Here is a 25,525-nt window from a genome sequence, read left to right as displayed (position 1 = left end):
AAATTATTAACATCAAGCTATCAAATCAGTCATAATTATTAATTATTTTAAAATTTATATGCTTCATGACTAATCAAAGCCGGACATCGGGGGCGATTTGCAAAAAAGCCAGCCTTCACGTTCTCGGCACTCATTTCTGCCTGCCCTTTGCTGAGCCACTCGGCGGGACGGATGCCTCATTCTCAAGTGGCAACCATTCCACGCTCATGCACAAAAATGTGCATTCCGCGTAAAAAGCCGCCTCCAGCTGGAGATAACAGGGTGTCCCCGCATGCCTCCCTCCGAAAACGAACGCCACCACCGCTTCCTGCGCAGCTTCACCGCGCATGAGCCCGCCATCCGCGCCCATGTGCGGCGGCTGGTGCCCGCACGCGCGGATGCCGATGACGTGATGCAGGAGATCAGCGTGGTGCTCTGGGAGAAATTCGACTCATTGCGCGAGGGCGCAGATTTCAAAGCCTGGGCCTTCGGCGTGGCACGCTACGAGGTCCTCGCCTGGCTGCGAGATCGTGGCCGCGACCGCCTCGTGCTGGATGAAGAAGTCATCACCAAGATCGCCGAGGAAACCACCGTCCTAGAGCCGCAACTGGAGCGCCAGCGCGAGGCCTTGGAGCACTGCATGCAAAAGGTGCCCGAAGAGCAGCGCGGCCTCCTCATGCAGGCCTACCAGCCTGACTCCAGCATCCAAACCGTCGCACAGGGCAGCGGCCGCACCGTTCCCGGCTTTTACCAGTGGCTGCACCGCATGCGCAAGCTTCTGCTCGACTGCATCCGCCGCGCCATGACTCAGGAGGTGGCCTCATGAAAGCAGAGCTGGAAATTCTCACCACCGTTTATCTCGACGGCACCATCACGCCGCCACAGCTGCAGCAGCTCAATGCCCTGCTGCTGGCCGATGCCGAAGCACGGCGTGAGTTTGCCGAACTGCTCAACGTGGACTCCGCCCTCGCAGCCCTGGCCGCAGACTGGGCACCACCGCAAGTGATCGAAAAACCCGTGAAGCCCACCCGCTGGCTCACCACTTCCCCACGCTGGCTCGCCGCAGCCGCCTGCATCTCCTTGCTGCTCGGTGTCTGGTTTTGGCAGGACACCCACCGCGCCTATGCCACCGTGGGCAAAGCCGCCGGTGTGGTGGAGCTCTCCGACGGCGCAAGCCTGCGCGGCGAATCCTACCACATCAGCGCGGGCAGCATCTCCCTCACCACCGCACGCGGCGCACGCATCGTCATCGAGGCCCCGGCTGAGTTTCGCTTTGAATCCGCGCAGCGTCTGCACATGAAGCGCGGCCGTCTTGCTGCCGATGTCCCACCTTCAGCCAAGGGCTTCACCGTCATCACCCCCACCGGAGATGCCGTGGATCTCGGCACGCGCTTCGGTGTGGATGTGCCCTCCAGCGGCTCAGCTGAAGTCCACGTCTTTCAGGGCGAGGTCATCACCAAGGCCTCCGGCGCGCAGGCCAATCAAAGCCTGCGCGGTGGCGATGCCGTCTCCTTTGCTCAAGGCGCCAGCACCGCACGCGAGCTGCGCTCCTCCGCCTTCATCCAGCCGGATGAACTCCCCGGCCTCACCGCCGGGCTCGCCGCCGGTCAGCGTGCGCGCTCCGCCGCAGCAGTCGCTGCTTTGAAGCAGGACCCCGCGCTCATTGCGCTGCTCGATTTCGAATCCGCCGAAGAACTCCCCGGCGTCTACCGCCGCGTGCAGGGCCGCTGGCCCGGCTCCCACGCGCCGGAGTTTGTGAATGTGGGCGATCACTTGAAACTCGACGTCGGCGGTGGCCGCGACTGGCCGCAGCTCACGCTCGCCGCCTGGGTGCGCATTGACCGCCTCGGCGCACCCTACCAGTCCCTGCTACATACGGATGGCTGGAGCGGCAACAACCCCGGCCAGGTGCACTGGATCATCAATCGCGACACCACCATGCGCCTCGCCCTCATCGGCAACACCCTCGCCCCCGGTGCCACCGAGCGCCAGGGCCACCCCGACTCCCGCACCCCCGTGCTGCCCGAGCAGGGCCGCTGGGTGCATCTGGCCACCGTCTATGATTCCACACGCGGCACCGTGCGCTTTTATCTCAACGGTCAGTTCGACAGTGAAACCCACCTGCAGACCGCGCACCCCGCACGCCTCGGCCCCGCGCAGATCGGCAACTGGAACCAGCAGGACCGCAAGCTCAGCGGCCGTGTCGATGAACTCCTCCTGCTCGGCCGCGCCATGTCGGACGATGAACTCCGCGCCCTCCATGCCGCAGGCAATCCTTACCATTGATCCCACTTCATGAAGCTGGCCGCTCTCATTCTCCTCGCCTCCTCCAGCCTTGCTGCTGCCGTTGATTTCGTGCGCGAAGTGCGCCCCATCCTGCAGCAGCACTGCTACAGCTGCCACGGCGAGAAAAAGCAAAAGTCCGGCCTCCGCCTCGACATCAAAGCCGAAGCCTTCAAAGGCGGCGACAAACACTCTCCCGACATCATCTCCGGCAAAGCCAAGGACAGCCCGCTCATCCACTTCATCACAACCGATGACAACGACGAGCTCATGCCGCCCAAAGGCAAGCTCCCCGCCAGCGACATCGCAACCCTCACCACCTGGATCAACGAAGGCGCGAATTGGCCCGATGGCATCGACCTCGCCAAACTCGAAGACCGCCGCGATCACTGGTCCTTCAAACCTCTGGCCAGGAGTGGGGGCATCCTGCCCCCAACTTCCAGCGCCATCGACACCTTCATCGACGCCAAGCTCGCCGAAAAAAACCTCCGCCGTTCCCCACCCGCGGATCCCATCTCGCTCATCCGCCGCATCACCTTCGACCTCACCGGCCTCCCACCCACACCTGCAGAGGTGGCAGCTTTCGAAAAGGAGTTCATCCAGGATCGAGCATCCAGCCTCCAGCATCTGGTGGACCGCCTGCTCCAAAGCGAGCGCTACGGCGAACGCTGGGCCCAGCACTGGCTCGACGTCGTGCGCTATGCCGACACCCACGGCTTTGAAGTCAACACCGAGCGCCCCAACGCCTGGCCCTACCGCGACTACGTCATCCGCGCCTTCAACAACGACACACCCTACGATCGCTTCATCAAGGAGCAGATCGTCGGCGATGCCATGGGCCAGGACGCCGCCACCGGATTCCTCGTCACCGCCTCCGTTTTGCTCCCCGGCCAGATCGGCAAGGACGATGCCTCCAAGCGCCTCGCGCGCCAGGACTCCATTGATGAGATGGTCATGAACATCGGCCAGACCTTCCTCGGCCTCAGCGTCGGCTGCGCACGCTGCCACGATCACAAGTTCGACCCCATTACCTCCAAGGACTACTACGCCATGCAGGCCTTCGTTGCCGGTGTCGAATACGCCGACCGCGACCTCCATACGCCCGCCGCCGAGGCCGCACGCGAGGAGGAGAAAAATCTCAAAGCACGCCTCGCAGAGATCGACAAAGAACTCGCCCGCTTCGTGCCCTTGGCGAAATCCGGTGCCGAGCGCCCCATGATCAACGCCCGCGAAAACTCGGACCGCTTTCCACCGGTAAAAACGCAGCGCGTGCGCTTCACCATCAAGGCCACCACCAACCTCGAGCCTTGCATCGATGAACTCGAAGTCTTCAACACGCGCGGCGAAAACGTCGCGCTTGCCACCTCCGGCACCAAGCGCAAATCCTCCGGCGACATCGGCGTGGCCGAGCGCCACGAACTGCGCTTCCTCAACGATGGCCGCTACGGCAACTCACGCAGCTGGCTCTCCAACAAGCTCGGCCAGGGCTGGGTCGAGCTCGAGTTCCCGCAGGAGCAAACCGTCGAGCGCGTCGTCTGGAGCCGTGACCGCGACGGCAAATTCACCGACCGCCTCGCCACCGATTACCAAATCGAAATCAGCGATGCCGCAGGCCAATGGCACACCGTCGCCGATGCCAGCGACCGCCAGAAGTTTGACCCCAAAAACAACAAGATCGCCAAGCCCACGCTCAAGGGACTCACCCCCGAAGAAAACAAACGCGCCCGCCCGCTCGTCGAGGAAAAGGCTGCCACCGAGAAAAAGATCGCCCAGGCGGCCAACTCGCAGAAAGCCTTCGCCGGCACCTTCCGCACACCAGACGACATCCACCTCCTCAATCGCGGCGATCCCGAGCAGCCCAAGGAAGCCGTCACCCCCGCCGTGCTCAGCGCCCTCGGCAATGTGACACTCCCCAAAGAATCTGCCGAACAAGACCGCCGCCGCACCCTCGCCGATTGGATCGCCAGTCCACAAAACCCGCTCACCGCCCGCGTCATGGTCAACCGCATCTGGCAGGGCCACTTCGGCACCGGCTTCGTGCAGACCCCGAGCGACTTCGGCCGCATGGGCTTGAAGCCCACCCACCCCGAACTCCTCGACTACCTCGCCGCCGAATTCATCCGCAGCGGCTGGAGCGTAAAGCACATGCACCGCCTCATTCTCTTGTCGCAGACCTACGGGCAGTCGTCACAAAGCATCAAAGAGAATGAGACCATCGACTCAGACGTCCGCTACCTCTGGCGCTACCCTTCCCGCCGCCTCGAAGCCGAATCCATCCGCGACTCCATGCTCGCCGTCAGCGGTCGTTTGAATCGGCAGATGTATGGCCGCGGCTTCAATCTCTTCGATCAGCGCGGCGGCCTCAGCGGCTTCGATCCCATCGAGACCTTCACGCCAGAAAACCAGCGCCGCATGATCTACGCCCACAAAGTGCGCCGCGAGCCCGAAACCGTCTTCGGTGCCTTCGACTGCCCCGATGCCGGCCAGAGCACCGCCCGCCGCAGCGAAAGCACCACCCCCATCCAGGCCCTCAATCTCTTCAACAGCCGCTTCACCCTCGAACAATCCAAAGCCTTCACCACTCGTGTGCAGCAGGAAGCCGGCACCGACCCCGCCAAACAAATCACCCTCGCCTACCAGCTCGCCCTCAGCCGCCCGCCCACCGCTGCAGAACTCACCGACACCACCGCTCTCGTTCAAACCCACGGTCTCCCCGCCCTCTGCCGCGCCCTGTTCAACAGCAACGAATTCCTCTTTGTGCCATGAGCCTTCTTCCCGAACACCTCTCCCCCGCAGGCCACACGTTGCTCGACCGCCGCCGCTTTCTCTCCAGCAGCAGCACCGCCCTCGGCTCCATCGCGCTCACCAATCTTCTGGGTCTCGATGGCCTCCTCGCCGCAGACAGGCCCATCATCGACCCCGCCCGTCCCTACGCCCCACGCCAGCCGCATTTCCCTGCGAAGGCAAAGAACGTCGTCGTCATCTTCTGCGCGGGAGCGGTCAGCCAGCTCGAAACCTGGGACTACAAACCCGAGCTGATCAAGTGGGACGATAAGCCGCTGCCCGGCGGCCCCGCCGTCACCTTCCAAGGCCCCGCAGGCAATCTCGCACGCCCGCAATACACCTTCCGCCAGCGCGGCCAGACCGGCAAATGGGTGAGCGACATGATCCCGCATCTCGCGGAGCTCACCGATGACTTCGCCTTCGTTCATTCGCTCACCAGCAAGTCCAATACCCACGGCCCTGCTGAGAACTTCCTCTCCACCGGTTTCAATCTCGACGGCTTCCCCTCCCTCGGCGCCTGGACCACGTACGCACTCGGCAGCGAAAATCAGGATCTTCCCTCCTACGTCGCCATTCCCGATCCACGCGGCGTACCGCAAAACGGAGCCAACAACTGGGGCCCAGGATTCCTGCCAGCCGCATTCCAAGGCACCACCATGAGTTCTAAAGCCCCCGTGCGCCATCTCGCCGCACCGGGTGTCTCTCCCGCCACAGATCAAGCCGCGCGCACCCTCCTCCAGCGCATGAATGCCCGCCATCTCGAAGCCCACCCCGGCGATGGCAAACTCGCCGCACGCATTGCCAGCTACGAGCTAGCCGCGCGCATGCAGCTCAGCGTTCCGGAGATCAGCGATCTCAGCACCGAGCCCGCGCACATCCTCAAACTCTACGGTGCCGACGACACCCAAAACGCCGAGAAGGCCGCCTTTGCCAAGAATTGCATCCTCGCCCGCCGCCTTATCGAAAAAGGCGTGCGCTTTGTGCAGCTCTTCAATGGTGCCTACGCCAGCGGCGGCAAGCTCAACTGGGACGGCCACAATGCCCTCAAGGAGCAGTACGACGTTCACGCGCCCATCCTCGATCAGCCCGCCGCCGCTCTCATCCGCGACCTCAAAGCACGCGGCCTCCTCGAAGACACCCTCGTCGTCTGGTGCACCGAATTCGGCCGCATGCCCTTCTTCCAAAAAGGCGCCAAAGGCCGCGACCACAACCCAGACGGCTTCACCTGCTGGATGACCGGCGCAGGCGTGAAGCCCGGCGTGAGCTGTGGCGAAACGGACGACCTCGGCCAGAAAGCCGTGAAGGACATCCACCCCCTCTACGACTTCAACGCCACCATCCTCCACCTCCTCGGCCTCGACCACGAACGCCTCACCTTCGAGCACAACGGCGTCCAGCGCCGCCTCACCAACGTCGAAGGCCACGTCATCAAGCAGATGCTGGCGTAATACTCCGAAGTGATGCGGGCACTCCTGCCCGCAACTCGAACGTCTCGTGACATCCGCAGCAGGCAAGAGCGCCCGCATCACCACTTCATGCCCTCACAAACCCCTCAATCTCCCCCCGCATCGGAATCGCCGGCTGAGCTCCCGCCTTCAGCGTCGCCAGCGCCCCCGCCGCATTCGCAAACCGGATCGCATCTCCCCGGCCCTCGCCACTCGCCACGGCAAACGCCCCTGCAAACGTATCTCCCGCGCCCACCGTATCCACCGGCGTCACCTTCGGCGGCGTGATCTCCTCCACACCATCCTCGGTGATGCTCAGCGTGCTCTCCGCGCCACGCGTGATGATCAAATGACGGCACATCGCCTCCGTCAAATTCCGCTCCGGCGTGATCTGCGCCGCCTCGCCCTCATTCACAATCAACACATCCACCGCAAACCGTGCCACCAGATACTCCGCACTCAAAGGCGATGGATTCAAAACCACCCGCACACCCGCATCCCGCGCAATTTCCGCAGCCCGCTGCACCACCGCCAGCGGACACTCCAACTGCAGCAGCAGCGCATCCGCCCCGCGAATCAACCCCGCATGCTTCTCAATGTCCTTCGGCGTGATCGCATGATTCGCTCCCGCATTCACAATGATCGAATTCTCCCCCTGATCATCCACCGCGATGAAAGCCGAGCCCGTGGGAGTGGCCGAACGCAACACACCCGTCGTGTCAATGCCCTCGCTCACCAGCGCCTCAATGTAACGCGCACCAAAGTCATCTTCCCCCACGCAGCCGATCATGCTCACCGTACCGCCCGCACGCGCCGCAGCCACGGCCTGGTTCGCCCCCTTCCCACCAAAGCAGGTCAGCATACCACTCGCCGCGAGCGTTTCTCCCGGCTCAGGAATGTGCGGCACACGCAGCGTGTGATCCACATTCAGCGAGCCGACGACAACGATTCTAGGACTCTGCACTGACATCACTTCTTGGCGGGCGGTGGTTCCACACTGAGCTGCACGATCGCCTCGCGCACACGCGCCGTCTGCTCCGGGCTCATCACCAGAAAGCGGTGCCTGCCTTTGCCATCCTTGGTCTTGCGGAAGAGCGTGGCCGAATCATTTTCCACCACCACGTTCCCCGGCGGCGAGAGATCAAAATAGCCGCGCTCTGGCAGCACCGCATACAGTACCGCCGTCGGGTCCCAAGTCGGGCGATCATGCGGCGGCGGATTGTACAAATAATATGCCTCCTTCAGCGGATGATTCGGAATGTAATCTAGATCCTGCTCGATGACGACATGCGGGAACGCCGCAGCCACGCCGATCTCATACCCGCTCCACACCACCGGCGTGGGCCATTCCTTGGCCAGCTTTTGCGCCGCAGGCACATCCAGCTTCACATTGTACTCCAGATGCCGCGTGTCCCACTGCACCGTCTGAAACGCGCCCGCCATGATGCTGAGCACCTTCACCTTCTTCTTGATCAATTCCCTCCCGCCCGGCGAATCCAGCAGCCGCGACAAATTGGTAAAGAAGCCAACCTGCGCAATGACCACGCTGCCATCCGGCTGCTTCGCCAGGATGTCCTTGATCAAGCCAACCGCCTCCGGCGCATCCGCCCCGCTTTTCAGATCATGCGGATACCGCAGGCTGCCGTCGGCGTTCTTTTCGTCCGCCAGCAGATTGAACTTTCCCGCCTCCTTCGCAGCGCCATCTCGCACCACGCCAATCGGTGTGTCGGGATACCCATACAGCGTGTTCACCGCATCCACAAAGGCCGCCGCCTGCGGATGATCCTTCGTAATCGTCACCGCCAGCAGCTCACACGCACCGCGTTTTTGCAGGTTGTGAATCATTGCCAGCGCCATCAGGTCATCGACATCATTGCCCATGTCGGTGTCGAAGATGAGTTTGACCGGCGCCGCCTGGGACAGGCCGCAGAGCGCACAGAAGAGGAGAGTAACGAGTTTTTTCATTTCTTGGGTGGTTGAACAGTGGTTTGAACAATGGTCTCCAGCGCACGCGCCTGCTGCACAGACGTCATCGTGAGAAAACGGTCACGCTTGCCGCCCTTGGCATCTTTGCCCGGCGGAGTGAATTTCGTAAAACCATCCGCGCCCACGCTCACACGCCCTGGATCGGAAAGGCCGAAGAAGCCACGCTCAGGAAACACCGCCTGCAGCACGCTGCTCTCATCCCAGCACGGCCGATCATGCGCCGGACCACTGTGCAGCAGATAAGCCTCCCTCACGATGTGATGCGGCATATAACCAAAATCCTGCGCGATGCTGGCACGCGGAAACGGCAGCGCCTCGCCGATCTCATACCCGCTCCAGTACACCGGCACCTCCTCCGGCCACTCCTTCGCCACCGTCTGCATGAAGCCGATCCCGTTGATCACATTCGCCTCCAGGTGGTAGTTCGTCCGGTTGCAGAAGGCAAACGCTCCCGCCATGATGGACAGCATCTTCACCTTCTTCCGGATCAGCGCCGGCCCATCAAGCGGCGAATGCTTATCGCCCTTCGACTTCAGCAAGTTCGCCATGTTCGAGGCAATGCCCACACTGATGATCGAAACACTCCCGCCCGGCTGCTTCGCCAGCAGCTCACGCAGCAGATCCACCGCCTCCCGCGCATCCTCATTCTTCTTCAAATCATGCGGATAGTCCGGTGAATCCGCCAGCTTCAGATAACTGCTTGCACGCTTCTGCGCCGTCGCATCACGCGTCACACCAATCGGCAGATCAGGCCTCCCATAAAACGTGTTCTGCGCATCCACAAAACTCGCCGTGAGCGGATTGTCCTTCGAGATCGTCACCCCGAGAAACTCACACGCACCACGATCCGCCAGCGTGTGGCACATCGTCAGCGCCAGCACATCATCCACATCTCCGGTGATGTCGGTGTCAAAGATGATGCGCGGCTTTTCAGCCAAAGCCGATGCACCAAGCAGCAGTAAAAAAACGATCGATTTCATGCAGTCTATTTTCTCCTCCAGGTATCCGCCAGCACGGCAGCGACAATGACGAGCCCGGTAACCACACGCTTCACCGGCTCCGTGGCTCCCACCTGAATCAGCCCCGCCTCCAGCGTGGCGATGATGAGCACCCCCATGAAGCTCTTCACCACCGATCCCCGCCCGCCCATCAAACTCGTGCCACCCACCACGACTGCCGCGATCGCCCCCAGCTCAAAACCCGTGCCCGCATTCGGGTCCGCCGAACCCAGACGTGAGCAGTTAAACACCGCCGCCAGCCCGGTCAGCGCCCCCAGCAGTGCATGCGCAAAAATACGCGGACGATCCACCGAAAGCCCGGAAACCAGCGCCGCCTCACGATTCGCCCCAATGGCAATCAAGTGCCGCCCGATGGCCATCTGCGAGAGCATCACCTGCCCCGCCGCCACCACCAGCAGGCTGATCACAAACGCAGGCGAAATCACCAGCCCGCCAAACGGTGCACCCAGCGCCTCAATGTCCGCACCGATGTATTTCGTCTGCGAGTTCGTAGTCAGGAACGCCAGCCCTCGCGCGATCTCCAGCATCCCCAGCGAAACGATAAACGAAGGCAGCCGCAGCTTCACACTCACCGCTCCCGTCGTACTGCCGATCACCGCTCCGACAGCGACACTCGCGATCACCGCCAGCGCCAGCCCCCAGTGCAGATCCGCCATCAGCACTCCCGTCACCGCACCGCAAAATCCCAGCAGCGATCCCACCGAAAGATCAATCCCACCCGTCACCATCACCAGCGTCATCCCCGTCGCCACCAGCGCCAGCGCCGGAATCCGGTTCGCCACCGTCCCCAGCGTCCCCATGCTGAAAAAGCTCTCCCTCATCAGCCCAAAGAGCACAATCATTGCCGCAAGCACGGCAATGAGGATGAAGAAGTCGGTCCAGCGGCGCATGACGAAAAAAGCAGTCACTTCGTGATCACATCCACCGGCGTCTGCTGATCCGCCGGCTCCGTCTTGTCTTTCAGCACCTTCAACACCGCCTCAATGCCAAACACCGCGAGCTTGTCCCCATGCTGGTCACACGTCGCCAGCACGCGCCCATCCGCCAGCAGCGGCTTGAGCGCAGCGATGTTGTCGAATCCGATGACCTGCACCTGCCCCGCCTTGCCCGCAGCTTGCACCGCTGCCGCAGCGCCCAGGGCCATGTTGTCATTCGCGCACAGCAGTGCCTTCACATTTGGATTCGCCGCCAGGATGCCCGCCGCCACCCCATTCGCCTTCTCCATCTCCCACTGACCGCTCTGGGAAGTCACAATCTTCATCCCCGCCGCGTTCATCGCATCTTCAAAGCCCGCCTTGCGCTGCTGCCCGTTGAAGGCCGTCGTCACGCCCTCGATGATCGCCACCTCATCTCCCGCCTTGAGCTTCTTCGCCAGCACCTCCGCCACCGCCTTGGCTCCAGCCCGGTTGTCTGGCCCCACAAACGGCACGCTCAGCCCCGCCTGCTTCAGCGCATCAGCGTCCAGCTTGTTGTCGATGTTAATGATGAGCACACCCGCCGCCTTCGCCCGCTTCAGCACCGTCACCAGCGCCTTCGAGTCCGCCGGAGCAATCACAATCGCCTGCACGCCTTGCGACACCATCTGATCCACCAGCCCCACCTGCTCGGCCAGGTCCGTCTCATTCTTGATGCCGTTCACGATCAGTTCGTAGTCCCCCGCATGCGTCGCCTGGTGATTCTTCGCGCCTTCAGCCATCGTTTGGAAAAATTCATTCGCCAGCGACTTCATCACCAGCGCCACCTTCGGCTTGCCGGAATTGGAGGTCGCGGGCCCGCCCGCAGGCTTGCAGGAAAGCAATGCCAGGGAGGCAAACAGAAGTGGAATGAGGCATTTCATGGCTGGAAAAGGTGATTTTGCGCAAACGATTGTGCAACAGGAAGCCTTTCGGTCAATCTTTCTTCTTTGGCCCGATGGATGCACGCTCAATCAGCCGCACCGGCAGCGTCGTCAGCGCCTTCCGCGAAGCCTTGCCTCCCGGCTTGATCTGCGCGCACAGCCTGTCCACCGCCACAGTCCCCATCTCCTCCACCGGCTGCGCCAGCGTCGTGAGCGGCGGCGAAAGCAGCGATGCCCACGGCTGCTCATCAAACGCAATGAGTGAAAGATCATCCGGGATCACCAGCCCTCGTTCTCGCACCGCCTCCAGCGCGCCCAGCGCAAGCTGATTGCTCAGCGCCAGAATCGCCGTGGGGCGCGGCCGCAAGTCCAGCAGCTTCAGCGTATGCTCCCGCGCGATGGCCTGCGAATGCTCACCACCCACAAGAAACTTCTCCTCAAAGCGCAGCCCTGCCTCGCTCAATCCTGCGCGATACCCCCGCACCCGCTCCACGATGACCGAGCTGTCTTCACGCCCCTGCAGACACGCGATGCGCCTGTGCCCCAGCTTCACCAGCCGCTTCACCGCCTCACACGCTCCGGCAAAGTTGTCCGCCACCACAGCCGCCGTTCTCAGCGCCGTAAATACACGGTCCACCTGCGTCAGCGGCAGCTTGGAGGCAATGAGCGGCTGCAGATGCGCGCTGTCCCCGCCCACCGGCGCGAGAATGAGCCCGTCAATGCGGCGGTCCATCAACGTCCGGATGCACTCCGCCTCCACCTCGTCGGATTCCTGCGAATCGGCCAGCAGCACCGTGTAGCCCAGCGCCCGTGCTCGGCGCTCCACCGCTCGGGCCAGCGCGGCAAAGAACGGATTCGAAATGTCCGGGATCACCAGCCCAAATGTGCGCGTGCTCTGCAGCCTCAGGCTGCGCGCCAGCTCATCCGGGCGCACGCCCATGGCGGCGGCTTCATCCAGAATGTGCTTCTGCGTCTCCTTCGCGATCCGAAACTCATCGCCCCGCCCCGCCATCACACGTGAGACCGTGCTGGCCGAAATGCCAAGATGCTGGGCGAGAGATTTGAGATTCATGCAAAGTGGACGTGCGAACTCTGACACACTGGCAACAAACCCGCAGCACCGCAACAACACCCGCTCCCAGATCTGATCGCATGCCTACGGAACACACAGAAATCAGAAGCCCCCGATCGGTTCCGTGTATTCTGTGTATTCCGTGGTTGAACATTCTGGTAAAATTTTGGCACTCATCCCCTTCACACCGGGAATACCTAGCGTCCATGCCAGCCTCTCCTTCCAGCACCGAGACCCTCGTCCTCCTGCTCACCCAGCACCAGGAGCCGCTGTTTCGCTACATCTACTCCCTCGTCCCACGTGAGGCGGATGCCCGCGACATCCTGCAGGAAACGAGTCTCGCCCTCTATCGCAAGTTCGCCGAGTACGACCCCACCCGCCCCTTCCTCCCCTGGGCCTACCGCTTCGCCTACCTCCAGGTGCAGAAGCACCGCGAGAAATCCGCGCGCTCTCCGCTTCTTTTCAGCGAGGACGTCATGGACCTACTCGCCAGCGAGCGCAACCACATCGAAACCCGCCTCGATGAGCGCCTGCGCCTGCTCGATGCCTGCCTGCAAAAACTCACCGCGCAGGATCAGGAACTCGTCACCAGCCGCTACGCCCTGCGCCAGAGCGCCGAGGAAATGATGGGCCGCTTTTCCCTCAGCCGCCGCACCCTCTTCCGCAATCTGGAGCTCCTGCGCCAGCGCCTGCACGAATGCGTCACACGTCAGCTTCAATCCGAGGGCCTCGCATGAATCTCGAATCCCTCATCCACGCCGCCATTGATGGCGAGATCACACCCGAGGAGCAAACTCAGCTCGAAGCCCTGCTGCGCTCCGACTGGCAGGCACGCCAGCGCTACCTAGAACTCGTCGATCAACACGCCCGCCTGCTGCTGCAGCCCGCAATCAATACCGGCCGCCTGCAAACCGCCGCACCTAAAAAATCTCCGCCTCACCGCTGGTGGCCATCCCTCACCGCAGCCGCCGCAGCCATCGCCTGCGCCTTCCTCTTCTGGCCCCGCCACCAAGTGGAAACAGAAGCCACCTCAAACGGCGTCGCCATGCTCAGCCAGACCATGGATGCACAGTTTGCCACGGCACTCCGCAGCGGCGATACCCTCAAGCCCGGACGCATCCAGCTCGCCCAGGGCCTCGCACAGATCGAGTTCTTCAGCGGTGCCACCGCCTTGATCGAAGGCGGTGCCGAGATCGAAATTCTCTCCGCCTGGGAGGCCCGCTGTCTCAGCGGTCGAGTTCGTGTCCATGTCCCACCTGCCGCCAAAGGCTTCCTCATGCATGCCCCCGGCATGAAGCTGGAAGACCTTGGCACCGAGTTCGCTCTCAATGTGAAGGACAACACCAGCGCCGTGCACGTCTTCGAGGGCGAAGTCATCGCCCACACCGATGCCCAAACATCCGCGAGTTTAAAACAAGGCATGTCCTTGTCCTCGCTCAAAACCACCGCTGTCTCACCACAGGATTTCCTCTCCATCAGCGAGCTTCACAGCCTCGTCCAAAAGCGCGACACCCAGCGCTTTGATCAGTGGCAGCAGTCGTCTCTCGCCACGCGCAAAGACCCGCGCCTCATCGCCTACTACACCTTCAAGCACTGGGAAGATGACCGCTGGGACCGCCTCGTAAATAACTTCACCGAGCCCCGCCGCCCCAGCCGCGCCGGTGGTGCTGTCGGTGCCAGTTGGACTCAGGGCCGCTGGCAGAAAAAGGAGGCGCTCGAGTTCAAGCGCCCCGGCGACCGCGTGCGTCTCAACCTCGACGGCACCTACCACGCCCTCACCCTCGCCTGCTGGGTCAAGGTCGACTCCGTGGACAAAAAGTACAACTCCCTCCTCCTCACCGACGGTTACGACAACGGCGAACCCCACTGGCAGATCTATGAAGACGGCAGCCTCATGTTCTCCATCATGTATCGCCCGGCGGAAGCAGCAAAGAGCGCAAAGTACAACCAAATGTACTACAGCCGCCCTGTCTTCACCGCCGACAGCCTCGGCCGCTGGCACCACCTCGCCGTCACGTATGACAACACCAGCGGAGAGGTCATCCAGTACTTCGACGGCCAGGAAGTCGGCCGCGAAATCTCCAAACTCCACCAGCCCGGCCGCGACATCGTTTTCGGTCCCTGCGAGATCGGCAACTGGGGCCTCCCTACCCTGGGCCACCAGTTCCCCATCCGCAATCTCAACGGCGCCATCGATGAATTCGCCATCTACAGCGCCGCATTAAATGCTTCTGAAGTCCGTAACCTCTACGACCACGGCAAACCCGAATGACTACGAGCCAAACATTTCTCATCTGCCTGCTCCTCGCCGCATCCTCCCTCCATGCCGAGGATGCAGAGGAGCTCTTCGTGCGCCGCGTCTGGCCGCTGTTTCAGGAGAAGTGCCTCGCCTGCCACGGCAATGACGAAAAGAAGATCAAGGGCGGCTACGACATGCGCACGCAGGACAGCGCCATGAAGGGTGGCGACAGCGAAAAGAAATCCATCATGCCGGGCAAGCCCGATGACAGCCCCCTCTACCTCGCCTCCACCCGTCAGCACTCAGCCGACTGGGAACCCATGCCACCGAAGGAGGCCGACAAGCTCCACCCCGACCAGCTCGCCCATCTCAAAGCCTGGATCACTGGCGGAGCCCCATGGCCAGACGAAGCAAGACGCAGCGCCATCGCCAAAGCCAATGCCGAAAAATGGAGTTCCGAAGACGGCGTCATCATCAAAACCACCGGAGCCCTCTCCCCCGAATGGGCCAGCCGCCGCTACAAGCCCGAAGGCCTCTGGGCCTATCAGCCCGTAAAAAAGCCCGCCGTCCCCGCAGACCAGCATCCCATCGACGCCCTCCTCGCAATCAAAGCCCCTGCTCCCGCCGCAGATGCCCGCACCTTCATCCGCCGCGCCACCTTCGACCTCACCGGCCTCCCCCCCACCCCCGAAGAAACCACCGCCTTCGAAAAAGAGTTCATCCAGGATCAAGCATCCAGCGTCCAGCATCTCATCAACCGCCTCCTCGACTCCCCTCACTACGGCGAGCGCATGGCCCGCCACTGGCTCGATGTCACCCGCTACGCGGACAGCAGCGGCTTTGCCAACGACTACGAGCGCGGCAACGCCTGGCGCTACCGCGACTACGTCGTCCGCAGCTTTAACTCCAACAAACCCTACGACCAGTTCATCAAGGAACAAATCGCCGGTGATGAGATGCAGCCAGGTGATGCGGGCACTCCTGCCCGCAATTCTGCCGTCACAGCGTCAACTCCTGCCCCCCCAAACCCCGAGCTCCTCATCGCCACCGGCTTCCTCCGCATGGGCCCTTGGGAGCTCACCGGCATGGAGGTCGCAAAGATCGCCCGCCAGCGCTTCCTCGATGACGTCACCAACAGCGTCGGCGAAACCTTCCTCGCCCACTCCCTCCAATGCGCCCGCTGCCACGATCACAAATTCGATCCCGTGCCCACGCATGACTACTACTCCATGCAGGCCTGCTTCAGCACCACCCAGCTCGCCGAACGTCCCGCGCCATTCCTGCCCTCTGAAAACACCTCCGGCTTCGAAGAAAAGAAATACCTCGAACCACGCCGCATCGAGCACATGACCATGCTCGCCCGTCTTGACGACAAGATGCTCGCCAATGCTGCAAAGTGGTATGACGAAAAAAATCTTGATCGCAGCGCCTGGAGCAAAGCCGTGACCTCTGCCCGCGACTTCATCGCCAACGGCGGCAAGATGAAGAAGAACCGTAGCTTCACCGGCGTCTTCGAAACCGCGCGCGCCATCCTGCAAAAGCAAAACATACCCGAAGATCAATACCCGCCGAAGCTCGTCGGCTTCGCTCCAGAAGACTACGGCAACGAACGCGTCGCCCGCAAAGGCCTCGAACGCCTCAAGTGGGAGCTGGAGCGCTACGAGCCCTTCGCCTTCAGCGTCTATGATGGCCTCACTCCACAAGTCACCAGCGTCAATCAGCCCATCCGCATGCCGCAGTCCCCCATGACCACCGGCGAGCTGGAGCAAACCGCCATCCTCGGCGGCGGCGATCCATTCTCCCCCACTCAACCCGTAAAACCCGGCGTCCTGTCCGTGCTCGGCAGCGTCGAGTTCCCCGATGCCATCACCGGCCGCCGCACCGCGCTCGCCAATTGGATCGCCAGCAAGGACAACCCGCTCACCACCCGCGCCATCGTCAACCGCCTCTGGCTCTGGCACTTTGGCCTGGCCATCGCCGGCAATCCCAACAACTTCGGCAGCACCGGCAAAAAGCCCACCCATCCCGAACTGCTCGACTGGCTCGCCGCCACTCTGGTGGAGAAGAACTGGTCCATCAAAGAGATGCACCGCATCATCATGACCAGCGCTGCCTATAGTCGCAGCTCCGAGTTCAAAGCCGAAGGTGCCAAACTAAGCCACGAAGAAGCCGAAAAATCTTACGCCGTCTTCAAGCCCCGCCGCCTCATGGCCGAAGAAATGCGCGATGCCATGCTCAGCATCACCGGCGAGCTCAATCCCACCCTCGGCGGCATCCCAAACCGCCCCGAGATCAACATGGAAGTCGCCATGCAGCCGCGTCAGGTCATGGGCACCTTCGCCGCCGCTTGGGTGCCCAATGCACTCCCTGCACAGCGCCACCGTCGCAGCCTCTATGCACTCAAAATTCGCGGCGTGCGCGATCCCTTCATGGAGGTCTTCAATGAACCCGGCCCCGACTTCTCCTGCGAAGCCCGCGAGGTCTCCACCGTCACGCCCCAGGTCTTCAGCCTCTTCAACGGCCAGGCCACCTACGATCGCGCCCTGGCTCTGGCAAACCGAGTCATGCAGGAAAAACCAGCCGATGTCATCACCCGCGTATTCCAGCTCACCTACGGCCGCCAGCCTTCCTCCGCCGAAAAAAACGCCTGCACCACGCACTGGCATACCATGGCATCCAGGCAGTCGGCCATCGCTTTCAAACACCCGCAGCCCCCACTCAGCGTGAAGCGTGACGCCGTGGAGGAAAACACAGGCGAAAAATTCAGCTTCCACGAAAAACTCCCCGGCTACGCCGATTTCATCCCCGACCTCCAGCCCGCCGATGTCGATGCCCGCACCCGTGCGCTGGCAGACGTCTGCCTCGTCCTGCTGAACTCAAACGAATTCGTCTATCTCTACTGAGCCATGAACACGCCCTTCTTCCCCTGCGCCGGAGCCCGTGCACTGCATGCGCCCACACGTCGTGAGTTCATCTACGGCCTCGGCACCTCCCTCGGCGGCGTAGCCCTCACTTCCCTTCTCGCCGCTGAGCAAACCAGCCCCCTTGCCCCCAAGCCCCAGCAAATTCCCGCGAAAGCCAAAAACTGCATCTTCCTCATGATGGAAGGCGGCCCCTCCCACATCGACACCTTTGATCCCAAGCCCGTCCTCGACAAACTCCACCTCAAGGAGTTCACCCGCGAAGGAAAGCAGAAGTCCGCCATGGAAAGCGGCAAACGCTACTACGTAAAGTCCCCCTTCAAGTTCGCCCAGCACGGCCAGAGCGGCGCATGGATGAGCGAGCCCTGGCAGCACCTCGCCGGCGTCGCAGATGAGCTCTGCTTCTTCCGCGGCTGCCAGGTGGATTCCGTGAATCACCCCACCGCCATGTATCAAATGAACTGCGGCAATCGCTTCGGGGGCGATCCCGCCATCGGTGCCTGGGTCACCTACGGCCTCGGCTCCATGAATCAAGACCTGCCCGGCTTTGTCGTGCTCCCCGAAATCAGCTACCCTCAAGGCGGCAGCGCCAACTGGAGCAATGGCTACCTCCCCGCACAATTCCAAGGGACCCCGCTGCGCCCCAAAGGCTCCCCCATTCTCGATCTGCAACCGCCGCAGGGCATCGCATCCGACCACCAGCGTGCAAATCTCGACCTCCTCGCGCAGCTCAACACCCGTCATGCCGAAGCCCATCCTTGGCACGAGGAACTGCGCGCCCGCATGCACAACTACGAGCTCGCCTTCCGCATGCAGACGCAGGTCCCGGAAACACTCGACCTCAGCAGCGAAGACGAAAAGACCAAAGCCATGTACGGCATCGGCAGCGATGCCACCGACGCCTTCGGCCGCAAGTGCCTCCTCGCCCGCAAGCTCGTGGAAAAAGGCGTCCGCTTTGTCCAGCTCTACGCCGGCACCTGGGACAGCCACGACTACATCGAGCGCGCCCACGGCAATCTCATCCATCAGGTGGACCAGCCCATCGCCGCCCTCATCAAAGACCTCAAACAGCGCGGCCTGCTGGAAGACACCCTCATCGTCTGGTGCGGTGAATTCGGCCGCACTCCAGACAACGGCGTGCGCGGCGGCACCGCCTACGGCCGCGATCACAATCCGAAGGCGATGACCGTCTGGCTCGCCGGCGGCGGCTGCAAGGCCGGGCACACCATCGGCAGCACCGATGATCGCGGCATGGAGGCCGTCGAAGACGTGCATCACGTCCGCGATCTCCACGTCACACTCCTGCGCCTGCTCGGCCTGAACGACAACAAGCTCACCTTCTACCACGCCGGACGCTTCAAGCAGCTCAGCCAGTTCGGCGGCCAGGTGATCGAGAAATTGATCGCGTAGTATTTGAGCGATACCGCCTTTCTGGCACGTTCAAGAATCATGCTGAAAAAACTGATCATCGTCCTCTGCCTCGGAGCCGCCGCCGTGGCCGCTTGGATGGCACTCAAACCCGCCAGGACCAGCTCTCCGCCACTCACCGTCTTTTGCGCCGCCGGCATCAAGAAGCCGGTGGAGGAAATCGCCGCCGCTTACCAAAAGGAGACCGGCACTGAAGTCCGCCTCCAATACGGCGGCACCGGCACGCTGCTCAGCCAGCTCAAGATCACCAAGCAGGGCGATCTCTTCATCGCTGCCGACGATGGCGCCTTGGCAGACGCGAAAAAGCTGGGGGTCACACGCGAGGAATTCCCTCTGGTCATCCAAAAACCCGTGCTGGCCGTCGCCAAAGGCAATCCCAAGCACATCGACAGCCTCGCCGCTCTCAAGAACCCCGGCATCAAACTTGCTCTCGCCAATCCCGAAGCCGCCAGCATTGGCCGCGTGGTGAAAAAGCTTCTCGGCCCCGAATGGGATGCCCTCGCCGCGAAAGCCGCCGTGATGAAACCCACCGTCACCGAAATCGCCGCCGATCTCTCCCTCGGTGCTGTCGATGCCGCCATCGTTTGGGACTCCGTCATACCACAGTTCAAAGGCCTTGAGACCGCCCCTCTGCCAGAACTCGCAAAGCACGAAGAACATGCCACCGCGACCATCCTCTCATCCAGCCAGCAGCCTGCAGAGGCGCTGCGCTTCGCCCGCTACCTCACCGCCCCGGAAAAAGGCGGCCCCATTTTCAAAAAGCAGGGCTTCAATCCCGTGCCCGGAGACAAGTGGGCCGCACGCCCTGATCTGATCATCTACAGCGGCGGCGTGAATCGTCCCGCCATCGAAAAGCTCCTGCAGCAGTTCGCCACCCGTGAAGGCATCACACTAACCACCGTCTTCAATGGCTGCGGCATCCTCTGCGCCTCCATGAAGACCATGCAGGACAGCAGCAATCCCAAGTTCCCAGACGTCTACTACGCCTGCGATGTCTGTTTCGTCCCTCCCGTGGCCGAGCAGTTCCCTGAAGCCATCCTCCTCACTGAGGCGGAAATCGTCATCGCCGTCCCCAAAGGCAATCCGAAGGGCATCCACACCCTCGCGGATCTCGCCCGCCCCGGCCTCCGTGTCGGCATCTGCAATGCTGAGCAGTCCACCATCGGCTTTCTCACACACTCCATGCTGAAGTCCATGAACCTCTGGGACAGCGTGAGCAAAAACGCCTCATCCCAGGTGCCCACCGCAGATTTCCTCGTCAATCAGATGCGCACCGGCTCTCTCGACGCCGCCGTCGTCTATGGCATCAACATCAACAACGACAAGGCCCACTTCGATGCCGTGCCGCTGCCAGCAGACAAGTCCAAGGCCGTGCAGCCCTTCGCCGTGCGGCATGATTCCCCAAACCAGCAGATCGGCCGCCGCCTTCTGGCCTTTCTGCGCGGGCAGCGCACGAGTTTCGAAGATGCCGGCTTCGTCTGGAAAGGCGACACCGCTCCCGTCAAAAGCGCGGACATCGTTCTGCCTGACTGGTTGAAGCAAAAATAGCGTTGCCCTGGCAGCTTACTCAGCCGCCGCCGTCTGCAGCACCTGCTCCAGACCACTCGCCATTAGATCATGCTGCCAGTTCATCAGATGACTCGATGGATTCCCGTCCACGACGAGGTCCTCGATGGTCGCACGTGACCCCAGCAGCGAAGGCTCGATCTCAAGCTCCTGCGCCACCTTTTCGCGATGCGCACAGAGCTTGTCGATCTGATCACGCTGGGCATCACTGAGTCGCCCTTTGGTCTTTTTGGCGCGCTGCGGCCAGTCTGCGGCAGTGGACGCCATGATCGCCGCCACGATGTCAAAAAACTCCTTCTTCCAGCGCGGACGCCAGCCATTCGGCGGATTCAGCGGCTGGCCGGCTTCAAACTGCTCGGCATAGGCCACCATCTGCTTGTTGGACATGATTTTGAAGCAGGGCGTGTCACGCTCTTTCGCGATCCCTTCACGCCATTCCCACATGCCTTTCAGCAGGGCCAGTCCTCTGGGGTGCAGCCGGCCGCAGCCCTGCACACGCCACGGGTCCTCACGCGCCACATTGTCACGTGCGGCCACATCCTCCTGCAAGGACAGGCAGCTCTGATGAAACCAGTCTTCACGCCCCTTCGCTTTCAGATCAGCGACGAATTTATCCGCGATGGGCAGCAGATAGCGCACATCATCCACCGCATACGAAAGCATGTTCGGCGGCAGCGGCCTGCGGCTCCAGTCAGCCTTTTGGGACGCCTTGCACAGATCCAGATCAAAGGCGTTTTTCACCAGTGCCGCGAGCCCAAACTGGCGCGCACCCAGCAGACGCGCCGCGATCTGCGTGTCACGAATCACCTTCGGATTCCAGCCATAGGTCCTCCGCAGCATCGTCAGATCGTAGTCAGCCCCGTGGAACCACAGCTCATGCGCATCCAGCAGCTCCAGCAGCGGCGTGACGTCTGAAATCGCCAGCGGATCCACCAGCGCATAGCGCCCGGCACAGTTCACCTGCAGAAGGCAGAGCTTCTCATGGTAATGGTGCAGACTGTCCGCCTCCGTGTCCAGGCAGCAGCGCTTGTCCGGGCTTTCAGCCAGCCAGGCTCGCATCTTGCCCACCCATTCATTGAGATGCTCGGGTGTGTCGATGAACTCGTAGTCCTTCGGGGGTGATCCTTCCTCGTTCATTTCAGGCCCATGAGGAGGATTTCCGCATTGTTGCTCGTGCGGTTGATATTGCGGATAAGCATCTCAAGTGCCTCCACGGCGGGAACAGCGGCAAGCTGTTTGCGCACCTGCGTGATGCGCCGGAATTCGTCCGGATGGTAGAGCAGGTCGTCACGTCGTGTGCCCGATTTGAGCAGGTGCAGCGCGGGATAGATCCGGCGCTCGGAGATTTCTCGGTCCAATGTGGCCTCCATGTTGCCGGTGCCCTTGAACTCTTCAAAGATCACCTCATCCATGCGGCTCTCGGTTTCGATCAGCGCCGTGGCAATGATCGTCAGGCTTCCTCCCTCCTCCACATTACGGGCAGACCCGAAGAATTTCTTGGGCTTTTGCAGCGCCTTGGTGCCCACACCACCGGCCATGTAGGCCCCACCCTTGCTGCCTTGCGATGAATTGTAGCCACGGGCCAGACGCGTGATGCTGTCCAGCAGGATGACCACGTCCTTCTTCATCTCCACCAGACGGCAGGCGCGCTCACGCACGATCTCCGCCACCTGGCTGTGCCGCTTCGGACTCTCATCAAACGTGGAGCTGTAAATCTCGCAGCCGCTCACGGTTTCTTCAAAGTCAGTCACTTCCTCGGGGCGCTCATCCAGCAGCAGCACGATCAGAGTGATCTCCTTGTGATTTTGCGAAATGGATTTGGCAATGTCCTTCAGGATCACCGTCTTGCCCGAACGCGGCGGCGCACAGATAAGACCACGCTGGCCTTTGCCCAGCGGTGCCACGATGTCGAGAATGCGGGAGCTGACCGCGCAAGGCTTGGCCGTTTCCAGAATGATGCGCTTGTTGGGAAAGGTCGCCGTCAGCTTGTCGAAATCTGTCGGTGTCTCCCATTTGTCGATGGTGATCCCCTCGACTTCGGTGATCCGGTCGATCGCCAGATACTTGTCCCTGTCCTTGGGGGCCTTGGCAATCCCTGCAATTCTCTGGCTCGGGCGCAGATTGAATTTCCTGACCAGAAACAAAGGAACGAAGACGTCCTCTGGCAAAGGCATGAAACTGTACTTCGGATAACGAATGAGACCGTAGTTGTCCGTGCCAATCTCCAGCACACCTTCCACCTTGAGGCGGGTTTTGTGCTCCCCCATCCACGAACAAAGATCGTAAATGAGCTGATGCTTCGTGCGGCTCGCATTCAGGCGGAATCCCACCTTTTCCGCAAGCTCCAGCAGATCTGCCAGCGAGGCGTTCTGCAGTTCGTTGATGGAAATCTCCTCTGGAAACGGCGGCTGTGCGCCATCCGCCTTCTGGGGCTCGGCAGGCGTCTCACCTGAAACAGCGGGAGGTTGTGCAGGAGATGCAGATTCCTGCTGCGGCTCGGGATTCACCAAAGGGAGAGTGGCAACGGGGGTGGGTTCCGACACTGTGGAGGCGGGGGCTGCCGCAACCGTTGCGGGGGATTCGGTAGATGGATCGTTCATGCTTGCAAGAGTGGACTTGCCAGCGTCAGCACCTGGGCTTCAAGAGAGGCCAGAGAACCATCATTCCAAATGACGGCATCTGCTCTTTCTACCTTGGCTTCGATGGGCCATTGGGCCTCCAGGAACTTGTGAACGGTCTGTTCGTCGAGTCCCCGGGTTTCCATCATCCGCCTGACTTGCACCGACCGGCTGGAAGCCACCACGATGACGAAGTCTGCTGAAACTGTACTTCCAATCTCATAGTGGAGGGGGACTTCCGCAAGGAAAAGATTCACCCCTGCCTTTTCGGCCTCCCTGCGGGCCTCCTCCAAAGCGGCCAAAACGGGGGGGTGCAGCAGGCCCTCCAGCTTTTTGCGCAGACCGGCATCAGGCAAAACCACATCGCGCAGCCACTGCCGGTTGATCTCACCTGCATTGCCCAGAGCCCTCGCTCCAAAGGCACTCACCAGCCCCTGGATGGTTGATTCACGCTTCATCACCTCTCCCACCATCAGATCGGCAGAAAAGAAACGGTGCGGCATGGGAAGCTGCTGCATCAGCAACGCTGCCAGCGAACTTTTGCCACATCCTGCTCCACCGGTGATCAACCAAGATTTCATCGAAGTATTTGGCGTGGGGGCCGCCCATCTGCAATCCCCTGTCGCTAAAAACACAGCAGGCAGGATGCTCGCGCAATCCTGCCTGCCATGGTTGATTAAGATGAGTTTGGGACAGTTAAGGAGCCACTGCTGGCAGAAGCGTTCCAACCGAGCCAGGACCAGCTGCAGCATCAGCACCTGCTGCCGCCTGTGCAGGATTGGCAGGCTTGATCCGCTGACCCGAAGGGTCGATCAAATGGGCCGTCACAAAGATCATCAGGTTGCGCTTGTAGTGCTGCTCGGACTCACTCTTGAACAAGCGGCCCACGAAGGGCAGATCGCCAAGGATCGGTACTTTGTCCTGCACGTCCTGCACGTCTTCGCGGATCAGGCCGCCCAGAGCAACCGTCTGCCCGTCCCAGATGGAGACCCCGGTGGTCACTTTGCGCACCGAGAACACTGGCTGGTTGATGATGTTAGCAGTGATCATACGCTCAGGCTGAGTGAGCGGAACGTAACCAGTCGCCGCTCCCAGAAGTGACTGAATAGGCAGAACGGACTGACTCGAAGGCGAAAGAATGGGGGAACCGTAGTTGATGAATCCATCAAACTCCACCACTTCAGGCGCGAGGGTCAATTCAATCGTATTGCCATCAGCACCCACGGTAGGCTCAGCCTCAAGACGAACACCCGTCTGGCGCATTTCGAAGGCCGTCGGCGTCGTCGGCGTGGCAATCTGCTGGCCACCACCACCACCACCACCAACGTTCAGACCGCCACCACCCTGAGGAAGACGGGGAGGATCAAACTCCGTTGGGTAGATGAATTCGCGCGTCACTTCCATCGTGGCACGAGTGCCGCTCTTGGTTGTCACGCTTGGGGCGCTCATCAGATCAACGCCTTTTTTCTGACTAAGGCCACGAATCACATTCTGGAACTGAGGATCTGAAAAGATGCCTGCCGTGGAAAAGATCCCTGGAGCCACGCTGGTGGTGGCAGTGGTGGAACCAGTGGTAAGCAGATTGTCAATGCTGCTGTTGTTGATGGCGTAGCCACCGCTGCGATTCCCAGCGGTAATGGGTCCGCCGCCATAGGGGAACGAAGGTGAACCCAAACCTGTAAGAGGATTAATGGTGGATGGATCAACAGCACCAAGAGGTATTGCACCTGAAAAAGCACCAGCCGCAGGAATGTTAGGAAACACTTGAACGCCGTCTACAACATAACCGGGGTTAACCAAGTTTGATTGAAATGGGTAATTCGCGGCATTGTATGCATTGCCATTGCCGGCGCTGCCACCACCGAGAAAAATATTTCCTTTACCCACTCCGCCGAGGAGCCAGTCAAAGCCGAGTTCTTCGGTGTTTTTCTGGGTGACTTCGACGAACTTGGAAGTGATGACCACCATTTTGGGGGCCAGCTTCGTAATGGATTCCACATAGGCTTCCACCAGGTCGAGATTCGGCTGTGTGTTTCTGACCACCAATTGAGAGTTGCCAGGATTGTAGCTTGCCGAAGCGCCTTCGGGGAAAAGGATCCCTGATGCTTCAAGAATCTGCCGGGCTGTTTTTCTGGCGATCAAACCACCACCAGCACCAGCCGCTGCACCACCACCAGCAGCAAAAGGATCAGCTGCTGCTGCCGGTGCGGCAGCACCGGGGTCTCCACCACCACCTGAGCTCAAGAAATCAGGCGGAACGCGATAGCTGCGGGTATACTGCTCGCTGGCATTTTCAGAAATTGGCACCACCAGGACGGCGTGCGCTTCAACTTTGTATTTCATCTGAG

At 61.4% G+C, this 25,525-nt stretch carries 18 protein-coding genes and 1 pseudogene; 9 read left to right on the top strand and 10 right to left on the bottom strand.

All coding sequences use genetic code 11. The features are described 5' to 3' along the window. The first annotated feature begins 271 nt into the window (after positions 1-271). Genes ACILSL_RS17210 through ACILSL_RS17195 form a run of 4 tightly spaced genes read left to right on the top strand, consistent with a single transcriptional unit; the run spans position 272 to position 6,494 of the window. On the top strand, positions 272-805 hold the full coding sequence (locus ACILSL_RS17210) for a sigma-70 family RNA polymerase sigma factor (RefSeq protein ID WP_395733293.1): 534 nt from the start codon (positions 272-274) through the stop codon (positions 803-805). Next, entirely contained in the window at positions 802-2,265 is a 1,464-nt protein-coding gene (locus ACILSL_RS17205; protein WP_395733292.1) for a LamG-like jellyroll fold domain-containing protein, read from the top strand. The genes ACILSL_RS17210 and ACILSL_RS17205 overlap by 4 nt, the downstream gene beginning before the upstream one ends. Positions 2,266-2,274: 9 nt before the next feature. After that, positions 2,275-5,028, top strand: a complete 2,754-nt coding sequence (locus tag ACILSL_RS17200) for a PSD1 and planctomycete cytochrome C domain-containing protein (RefSeq protein WP_395733291.1) — start codon at positions 2,275-2,277, stop codon at positions 5,026-5,028. Continuing rightward, positions 5,025-6,494 (top strand): DUF1501 domain-containing protein, encoded by a 1,470-nt coding sequence (locus ACILSL_RS17195; protein ID WP_395733290.1) that lies wholly within the window; start codon positions 5,025-5,027, stop codon positions 6,492-6,494. Before ACILSL_RS17200 ends, ACILSL_RS17195 begins: the two co-directional genes overlap by 4 nt. Before the next feature lie 85 nt (positions 6,495-6,579). Here the strand turns inward: ACILSL_RS17195 and ACILSL_RS17190 are convergent, their stop codons facing one another. Genes ACILSL_RS17190 through ACILSL_RS17165 form a run of 6 tightly spaced genes read right to left on the bottom strand, consistent with a single transcriptional unit; the run spans position 6,580 to position 12,405 of the window. Continuing rightward, on the bottom strand, positions 6,580-7,461 hold the full coding sequence (locus tag ACILSL_RS17190) for a ribokinase (protein WP_395733289.1): 882 nt from the start codon (positions 7,459-7,461) through the stop codon (positions 6,580-6,582). After that, complete coding sequence (locus tag ACILSL_RS17185; RefSeq protein WP_395733288.1) at positions 7,461-8,456, bottom strand: nucleoside hydrolase; 996 nt, start codon at positions 8,454-8,456, stop codon at positions 7,461-7,463. The genes ACILSL_RS17190 and ACILSL_RS17185 overlap by 1 nt, the downstream gene beginning before the upstream one ends. Further along, a complete protein-coding gene (locus ACILSL_RS17180) occupies positions 8,453-9,457 on the bottom strand; it encodes a nucleoside hydrolase (protein WP_395733287.1) in 1,005 nt (334 codons plus the stop codon). The genes ACILSL_RS17185 and ACILSL_RS17180 overlap by 4 nt, the downstream gene beginning before the upstream one ends. A 5-nt stretch (positions 9,458-9,462) precedes the next feature. Further along, the gene (locus tag ACILSL_RS17175) at positions 9,463-10,404 is read right to left on the bottom strand and encodes an ABC transporter permease (RefSeq protein ID WP_395733286.1); all 942 of its coding nucleotides are present in this window, start codon (positions 10,402-10,404) and stop codon (positions 9,463-9,465) included. Beyond that, positions 10,401-11,333 (bottom strand): sugar ABC transporter substrate-binding protein, encoded by a 933-nt coding sequence (locus ACILSL_RS17170; RefSeq protein WP_395733285.1) that lies wholly within the window; start codon positions 11,331-11,333, stop codon positions 10,401-10,403. The genes ACILSL_RS17175 and ACILSL_RS17170 overlap by 4 nt, the downstream gene beginning before the upstream one ends. Before the next feature lie 52 nt (positions 11,334-11,385). Beyond that, positions 11,386-12,405 carry a LacI family DNA-binding transcriptional regulator gene (locus tag ACILSL_RS17165; RefSeq protein ID WP_395733284.1) on the bottom strand — a complete coding sequence of 340 codons (1,020 nt, stop codon included), beginning with the start codon at positions 12,403-12,405 and terminating at the stop codon, positions 11,386-11,388. Between the two features lie 206 nt (positions 12,406-12,611). Between ACILSL_RS17165 and ACILSL_RS17160 the strand changes: the two genes are divergently transcribed. Genes ACILSL_RS17160 through modA form a run of 5 tightly spaced genes read left to right on the top strand, consistent with a single transcriptional unit; the run spans position 12,612 to position 20,541 of the window. Continuing rightward, positions 12,612-13,142 carry a sigma-70 family RNA polymerase sigma factor gene (locus ACILSL_RS17160; protein ID WP_395733283.1) on the top strand — a complete coding sequence of 177 codons (531 nt, stop codon included), beginning with the start codon at positions 12,612-12,614 and terminating at the stop codon, positions 13,140-13,142. Continuing rightward, entirely contained in the window at positions 13,139-14,677 is a 1,539-nt protein-coding gene (locus ACILSL_RS17155; protein WP_395733282.1) for a LamG-like jellyroll fold domain-containing protein, read from the top strand. The genes ACILSL_RS17160 and ACILSL_RS17155 overlap by 4 nt, the downstream gene beginning before the upstream one ends. Then, positions 14,674-17,547, top strand: coding sequence for a PSD1 and planctomycete cytochrome C domain-containing protein (locus ACILSL_RS17150; protein ID WP_395733281.1), 2,874 nt, complete (start codon positions 14,674-14,676; stop codon positions 17,545-17,547). The genes ACILSL_RS17155 and ACILSL_RS17150 overlap by 4 nt, the downstream gene beginning before the upstream one ends. Positions 17,548-17,550: 3 nt before the next feature. Then, positions 17,551-18,975: a DUF1501 domain-containing protein gene (locus tag ACILSL_RS17145; RefSeq protein ID WP_395733280.1), complete on the top strand. Its 1,425-nt coding sequence runs from the start codon at positions 17,551-17,553 to the stop codon at positions 18,973-18,975. A 39-nt stretch (positions 18,976-19,014) separates the two neighbouring features. Further along, complete coding sequence (modA, locus tag ACILSL_RS17140; protein ID WP_395733279.1) at positions 19,015-20,541, top strand: molybdate ABC transporter substrate-binding protein; 1,527 nt, start codon at positions 19,015-19,017, stop codon at positions 20,539-20,541. Between the two features lie 15 nt (positions 20,542-20,556). Here the strand turns inward: modA and ACILSL_RS17135 are convergent, their stop codons facing one another. From ACILSL_RS17135 to ACILSL_RS17120, 4 genes and pseudogenes are all read right to left on the bottom strand, one after another. Beyond that, entirely contained in the window at positions 20,557-21,696 is a 1,140-nt protein-coding gene (locus ACILSL_RS17135; RefSeq protein ID WP_395733278.1) for a ribonuclease D, read from the bottom strand. Continuing rightward, positions 21,693-23,159, bottom strand: coding sequence for a transcription termination factor Rho (gene rho / locus ACILSL_RS17130; RefSeq protein ID WP_395733277.1), 1,467 nt, complete (start codon positions 23,157-23,159; stop codon positions 21,693-21,695). Before rho ends, ACILSL_RS17135 begins: the two co-directional genes overlap by 4 nt. Continuing rightward, positions 23,156-23,929, bottom strand: a complete 774-nt coding sequence (gene coaE, locus ACILSL_RS17125; RefSeq protein ID WP_395733276.1) for a dephospho-CoA kinase — start codon at positions 23,927-23,929, stop codon at positions 23,156-23,158. The genes rho and coaE overlap by 4 nt, the downstream gene beginning before the upstream one ends. After that, positions 23,874-25,525 (bottom strand): annotated as a pseudogene (locus ACILSL_RS17120) (type II secretion system protein GspD); the annotation flags it as partial. The pseudogene ACILSL_RS17120 and the gene coaE, both read right to left, overlap by 56 nt.

The organism is Prosthecobacter sp., from assembly GCF_044222345.1.
GTDB lineage: Bacteria > Verrucomicrobiota > Verrucomicrobiia > Verrucomicrobiales > Verrucomicrobiaceae > Prosthecobacter.
The sequence above is the reverse complement of the archived record's forward strand: the minus strand, read 5'-3'. Positions and strand labels throughout refer to the sequence as shown.